Annotated in this window: 5 protein-coding genes; 1 reads left to right on the top strand and 4 read right to left on the bottom strand. The window is 64.1% G+C overall.

The window, feature by feature from the left end:
* The 3 genes from ACZ6AA_RS40730 to ACZ6AA_RS40720 form a co-directional block, all read right to left on the bottom strand.
* Window positions 1–286 (bottom strand): hemopexin repeat-containing protein (locus ACZ6AA_RS40730; protein WP_471463614.1); only part of this gene is annotated, 286 nt, incomplete at its 3' end.
* Window positions 287–659: 373 nt separating this feature from the next.
* Window positions 660–1,474 (bottom strand): IS5 family transposase gene (locus tag ACZ6AA_RS40725; RefSeq protein ID WP_471463612.1). Its coding sequence is split into 2 segments (ribosomal slippage): window positions 660–1,148 and window positions 1,151–1,474, totalling 813 coding nucleotides; the frame shifts between segments, so codons are not numbered across the junction.
* 315 nt (window positions 1,475–1,789) lie between these two features.
* A complete protein-coding gene (locus ACZ6AA_RS40720; RefSeq protein WP_471463610.1) occupies window positions 1,790–2,269 on the bottom strand; it encodes a hypothetical protein in 480 nt (159 codons plus the stop codon).
* Between the two features lie 557 nt (window positions 2,270–2,826).
* Between ACZ6AA_RS40720 and ACZ6AA_RS40715 the strand changes: the two genes are divergently transcribed.
* A complete protein-coding gene (locus ACZ6AA_RS40715) occupies window positions 2,827–5,313 on the top strand; it encodes an NACHT domain-containing protein (protein WP_471463608.1) in 2,487 nt (828 codons plus the stop codon).
* A gap of 292 nt (window positions 5,314–5,605) precedes the next feature.
* Here ACZ6AA_RS40715 and ACZ6AA_RS40710 read toward each other — a convergent pair whose 3' ends face one another.
* Window positions 5,606–5,869: a DnaB-like helicase C-terminal domain-containing protein gene (locus tag ACZ6AA_RS40710; RefSeq protein WP_471463629.1), complete on the bottom strand. Its 264-nt coding sequence runs from the start codon at window positions 5,867–5,869 to the stop codon at window positions 5,606–5,608.
* Window positions 5,870–5,992 lie beyond the last annotated feature (123 nt).

Below are 5,992 nucleotides of genomic sequence, written 5' to 3'. Positions count from 1 at the left end.
AGATGGGTGCGGGGTATCCGGAGTCCACAGTGCCAGCTCCGACATCTCCGCGAGTGACACGAATGTACCGGTTCCCCTTGAAGAAGTAGCACTTGGTGCCTGAGTAGAGGGCGGCGTCGATTCCGGTTGAACCGAATCCGCCGGGCCAGCCCCAGTTGGCGATGGGTGCGGGGTATCCGGAGTCCACAGTGCCAGCTCCGACATCTCCGCGAGTGACACGAATGTACCGGTTCCCCTTGAAGAAGTAGCACTTGGATCCGGAGAAAAGCGCGGCACTGATGGCCATTTTCCCTCCCCACCGATGACTGAAATTTCATCGTCCCGCGCATATCTCACCGGTCAAGGTCGAGTTCCGGACATTCCTGTGAATTCCCGGCCGTTGAGTGGCCTCGGCGGACCGACACGCAGTGAGGTCTTTCAGTGTTGCCGCTCCAGAGTGTGGACAGCTGTGGCGAATGACGTCATTCGATTCGGGCTGCACCGCGCTCTGCGGATGATCCGCCAGGACTTCAGACGGGTAACTCTGCCGTCAACCAGGCCTGCGCCCTGGACAGCGCCCGGTTGAGGGTCTGTTGGGTGAACGACAGCTCGCCTCCGGCAGGCCGTCTGGCCGGTATGGTCATCCACGCGCCAGCGCAACATAAGAGCTCGTAACGCGATCATGATCTGGCCTTCTTGAGCCGTCGCCAGCAGATCAGTCCGCAGGCCAACGAGACGAGAGCCTGATGGAGTTCGGGGCGTCGTTCCCATCGGACGGCGAGGCGTTTGAACTGGTGGAGCAGGGCGAAGGTCTGCTCGACGACGTAGCGGAGCTTGCCCAGCCCCTTGATGTTCGGGGCGCCCTTGCGGGAGATCACCGGCATGATCCGGCGTTTGCGCAGTTCATGACGGACGGCCCGGGAGTCGTACGCCTTGTCGCCCAGGATGGCTTCGGGGCGCCGTCGAGGTCGGCCGGGCCGTCCGGTGACGGGCGGGATGCCGTCGACGAGGTTGAGGGTCTGGGTGATGTCGTTGACGTTGGCGGCGGTGGTGATGACGTGGAGCGGGGTGCCGCGCCCGTCGCAGATCAAGTGGTGTTTGCTGCCTGTTTCCCGGCGGTCGACCGGCGACGGACTGGTTGCGGCACCCCCCTTTTCGCGCGGATGTGGGAGCCGTCCACGCACGCGCGGGTCCAGTCGAGTTCGCCGGCCGCGTTCAGCTTCGCGAGCAGGATGCGGTGCAACTGCTCGAAGACCCCTGCCTGTTGCCAGCGGTCCAGGCGTCGCCAGCAGGTCTGTCCGGAGCCGAACCCCAGCTCCAGGGGCAGGAGTTGCCAGGCGATGTCCTGGTGCAGGACGTACAAGATGCCCTGCAGACACAGCCGGTCCGACACCGGCCGCGGTCCCGGTGACAGCTCGGGCCAGGGAGGCAGCAGCGGCTCGATCAGCTCCCACAAGTCGTCATCCACGATCCACGGCCGAGTCGTCACACCCATCCGAACGGTCAGATCGTCACAACAGTCACGCCCAACCAGGGCCGTTCAACAAGATCCTGTTACGAGCTTTAAGCAGGTCCGCCGGCTGAAGGAGCTACGCGCTGCCGACACACAGGAGATCGCCCAGCTCAAGGCCGACGTCGAAGGTCTCGTCGGTGCCCTGCATCAAACGACAATCGAGAACCAACTTCTACGCCAGCAGCTTGCAGAGCGGTCCGCGGTCCGCACGCTGCCCACCCAGCCCCGTCCCGTTCTGGGCTGACCCAACGCGGTGGGCCTGTTCGACGAAGTGCCGCCTTGAGTCAAGTGGGACGGTCACAGAAGCCTGAGTCCCTTCACCGCGTTGCGGGTGGAGGCGGTCGCGGGCTGCGCTTGCTTCAGCTCCAGCTGGACCCAGTAGAAGTAGTCCGTCAGGTCGATCCCGTCGTTGAAGTCTCGGCCCGGCGAGTCCACGACGTAGTTGCCGTTGCCTCCCAGCACAGGCGGCCCGTCAATGACGAGAACATCCTCGACGCCTCCTTTCCCGTGACGCCGTCGCCGGAGCTGGGCATTGGTGCCGAGAAGTCCCGGCTCACGGTTCGGCTCAGTAGGGTCGGTGCGTTCCAGGGAAGCCCGAAGGACGTACCGACCAGCAGGCAGAGAAGTCGTTATCGCAGCGACGAAAACGATGCTGCCGCTCTTTCCGACCGCGAACTTTACAATTCCAGCAGTAGTGACGAACTTTGCTTCCTTCACCGTCGTGGCGCTAGGCGTCATACACGCAGGAACTGTCGCCCACTGAACAATGTCGACCATGGGGTCCACCTGACTCTCGGGAGGCGGACCCTACTCCAATGGCCGGGTGGGCGCAGCCTTGAATCGGCGGCCGCTGGAACCAACGCAACACCCCTTGACCACCAACCCCTGCAGCTTCTTCTCGTGACGGCTGAGACCGCATCAAGGTTCCTGACCGTCGCCGTCTTGCAGTGATCTCGGGTTCCGGTACAACCCTGGCGCGGGGCACTCCGAAGAGATCGTCCATTTGCTGGACGATCCGTACGCGCCGTTGTAGAGCTGCTGGGCAAGCGTAGTCTGCCCGACGGTCGGCTTGGCTCGGCGCCGCTTGATCGGGAAGTGACCCCGGTCTGACGGCGCAAAAGCTATTTGCTGGTCACCTTGCATCTCAACGGCCGAACTGAGATTGGAAGCCGCGCTTGGATTCGACGATCGGTGAGATTTTGGTGATCTAATTCCCCCTTCAGTTGGGAGCCGGCGGTTCGCCTCGTGCTGCATGGGGTGGGTGAGGCGGCAGTGGGGAATACGTGATGCGCATGCTTCTGGCCGCGGGCCCGTACGGCTGTCAGCATAGGAAGATGGGAAGGCCCGAGTGGCGCCGCTTCTACTACCTGATCGCCTTTTCGGGGCTGATGCTGGTACTAGTGCCTCCGCTCTGGGCCGCACTTTCGCACGGAGATCTAGAGGACTCCTCGGGCCTGATCAGCTGGTCGGGACTGGTGATCGCGGCAATAGGCGGCGGCGAGTTACTGATGGCCAAGCGGCGAGAGATCGCTGCGAATCCGGAATCCGTGACTGACGAGGATGTCACCCGCATCAGGAGCCAACTGCACGCGGCTGTCAAAAAGCGATGGACGACTGAAGCCCACATCCGAGATCAGGACATGGGCTATCACATGCCGGTGGTCTGGCGGCTCACCATGCGGGATCACACGATGTACCGCGCGCCGCTGACGGATCACGGTCCGTTTAGTGGTCCGACTCACGACGTCGAGCAATTGGCTTCGTGGTTCAAGGAATTACCAGGTCGGCGACTCGTGATCATCGGGGGCCCTGGGGCCGGCAAAACAACACTCTCCGTCCGTCTGCTGCTGCAGATACTGAAGGAGCGCTCCGACGGTGAGCCGGTGCGCGGGCCGGTTCCGGTGCCGATGTCGGTATCGGGTTGGAGCGTCAAGGCTCACCCGGAGATTGATCTGTGGTTCGCGAGCGAGCTTCGACGAACCTTCCCTCAAGTGCGGGAGCTCGGTGGTGCTGTGGCCTCGAGACTTGTCTCAGACGGTCATGTACTCCCGGTACTCGATGGGCTCGACGAACTCCCCCCTCCAGCCCGCGCAGCACTCATCCAGAAACTGACGGACACGCTAAGCCTGGAGATTCCCCTGATCCTCACATGCCGCACCGAGGAGTATGAACTGGCCTCACGCGCCGGGACTGGCGTACTGGCCTCAGCCGCAGTCGTCGAACCAGAACCGCTCGCACCCACCGAGTCCGCTGCCTATTTGCGCTCCATCCTGGCAAACCGCTCTTCCCGTAGATGGGAAGAGCTCCTCAGCGGCCTGGAAGCCCCGGAACCACGCACGGCCCCGATCGCAGTAATCGCCGAGGCAGTCGCCATCCCCTTGGACCTGTGGCTTCTAAGCACCACTTACGCTGCCGTTGGTGCATCGCCCCGGGACCTGATGCGACCGGGTGCCTTTGCCACCGCGGCAGCCCTGCGCGGTCACCTTCTCTACAAGCTGATCCCAGCTCTACTCGAACGACGATCACCGTCTGGCAAAGACCCGGGAGGACTCCGACCGCGCCGTGAACACTCGCCCGACCAGGTCCGGCGCTGGCTTGAATTCCTGGCGCTCCGCCTCGGACACATGCCCGCAGGTACGTGGACCGCACGCGTCCCCTTCGACGAGACCGTCCGTCCGGCCTCGGAAAGCACCCGGGATCTGCGCTGGTGGACCATGGCCGCCGTCACCCTGCCGCGTGCTTTCCTGCCCATTGTGCAGGTGGTCACCGGCCTGATCATCAGTGGTATTGCCTTAGGGGCGGCAATGAGTCTGCGGGTGTCGGCCTCCGTACCCGAAACGGCATCCGCCTTGATGGTCATCTTCGCACTCGTAGGCGGAGCCACTGCCTTCACAGCCAATAACGCGCTTCATACGGAGCCCAGGCACATCCGCGGCCTCGCCGTCTTCCGTTCCCCTCGGGCGGAAACCCGGCCCGGCCGCACTCTTGTCAGCTGGACGCTCCTCTTCGCAGCGACCGGCGGCTTCCTCTTCGCCCCCATCTACTCCTTCACAACGTGGGCTTGGGACGCCGTCTTCGGCACCTCGACCGAAGTCAAGGTCGTGCCCGTCATGTTGTACGGGCTCGGAAGCGGTGCCGTTATCGGGGCTATGACGGGCTGGTACCGCTGGGCCGATGTCGCACGGGGAAGCAACCGCGCTGGCACTCCGATGGGCTCCCTGCGAGGCGATCGCGAAATGGGCCTACTCAGAACTGGGCTGTTCCTGAGCGGGACTGCGGCAGTAGCTGGTCTGCAACTACTAGATTCACACAACGATGACGCACTGTTCGTTGTGCTGTTTTGGCTGTGCTGTGCCCTGCTTATAGGCCTGTTCAGCGGACCGCGGGCCTGGTTCGCATACGCCGTCGCGTCCGCCTACACCGCATTTCGCCGTGATCTTCCCCTCCGCCTCATGCCCTTCCTCGACGATGCGTACCGGCTCGGCCTACTGCGCACGATCGGCCCGGTGTACCAGTTCCGGCATGCCGAGTTCCAGGACCATCTCACCGCCCCACACCTAGCCCAAATGCTGGCTCCGGCGAGTGATCCCGAGCCGCCAGCCCGGCACGGGCGAGGCGCGATCCGGAGCATTCTGTGGCTCAGCGTCAGTCTCTCCGTGGGGGCCGCTGGACTCATCGCGCTGGTGGACGCTGACGCCGATACCACCATTGAGACCGTCAGCTACATTGCCCAAGCCGTGACCGGGTTCGTCGCGGCCCTGGGGCTCGCGGTCTTGCTCTATCGACGGCACCGCGCAGCCGCCAGCCGGGACACCGATTGAAATCGGAGATCGCGTCCAGACACAGGCTCTTGCAGAGCGAGTCGGGCGACAGTGGCTGATCATGCTTCAACACGCTGAACTTGACAGAGAAATCCCCGCTGATCTCGCGCCTCAAGGTGTCGAGGCAGACCACCTCGTCGACCGCGGCGGTGCCGGCGAACGTCGACTTGCCCGACCCCGCCGGCCCGACCGCGACCACGAGCGTGCCGGACGCGAGCTCCGGGGCCCATGCTCCTCTCCGCGCGCCGAGCAGTTCGCCGCCCGAGGCGGTTCCTTCCAGATCTGCGGCTCATCAGCTGCCGCTCTCGGGAGCCATGTCGCGAAAACGTGAGTAGTGGAGCTGCGCGCCGACCGTCACGGTCGCTGTCGGCCCGAACCTGTTCTTCTCGATCACGAGGTCGACCTCGCCCGAGCGCGCCGACTCCTTCTCGTCCGCGTCCGGCCGCGCGACCTTGATGACGACGGAGGCGTCGTTCTTGATCGCCCTCGACTCGCGCCTGACAACCCATCTTGCAACCTCGGAGTCGAAGGTTCTCCTGGGGTTGGTGGCCGGGATGTTTTCGGGGAGGTCTCCGCGGTCTGACAGTGCGGTGATCGGCCGCGCGGGTCAGGCTTGTTGTTGCGCCGCGTTGTGCAGGTGCTGGATCATCCAGAACTCCTCAACGCGGGCGCCGCCCCC

This window comes from Streptomyces sp. NPDC040610, assembly GCF_055594065.1.
Note: the sequence above shows the minus strand (reverse complement) of the source record. Positions and strands in the feature narration are given on the sequence as shown.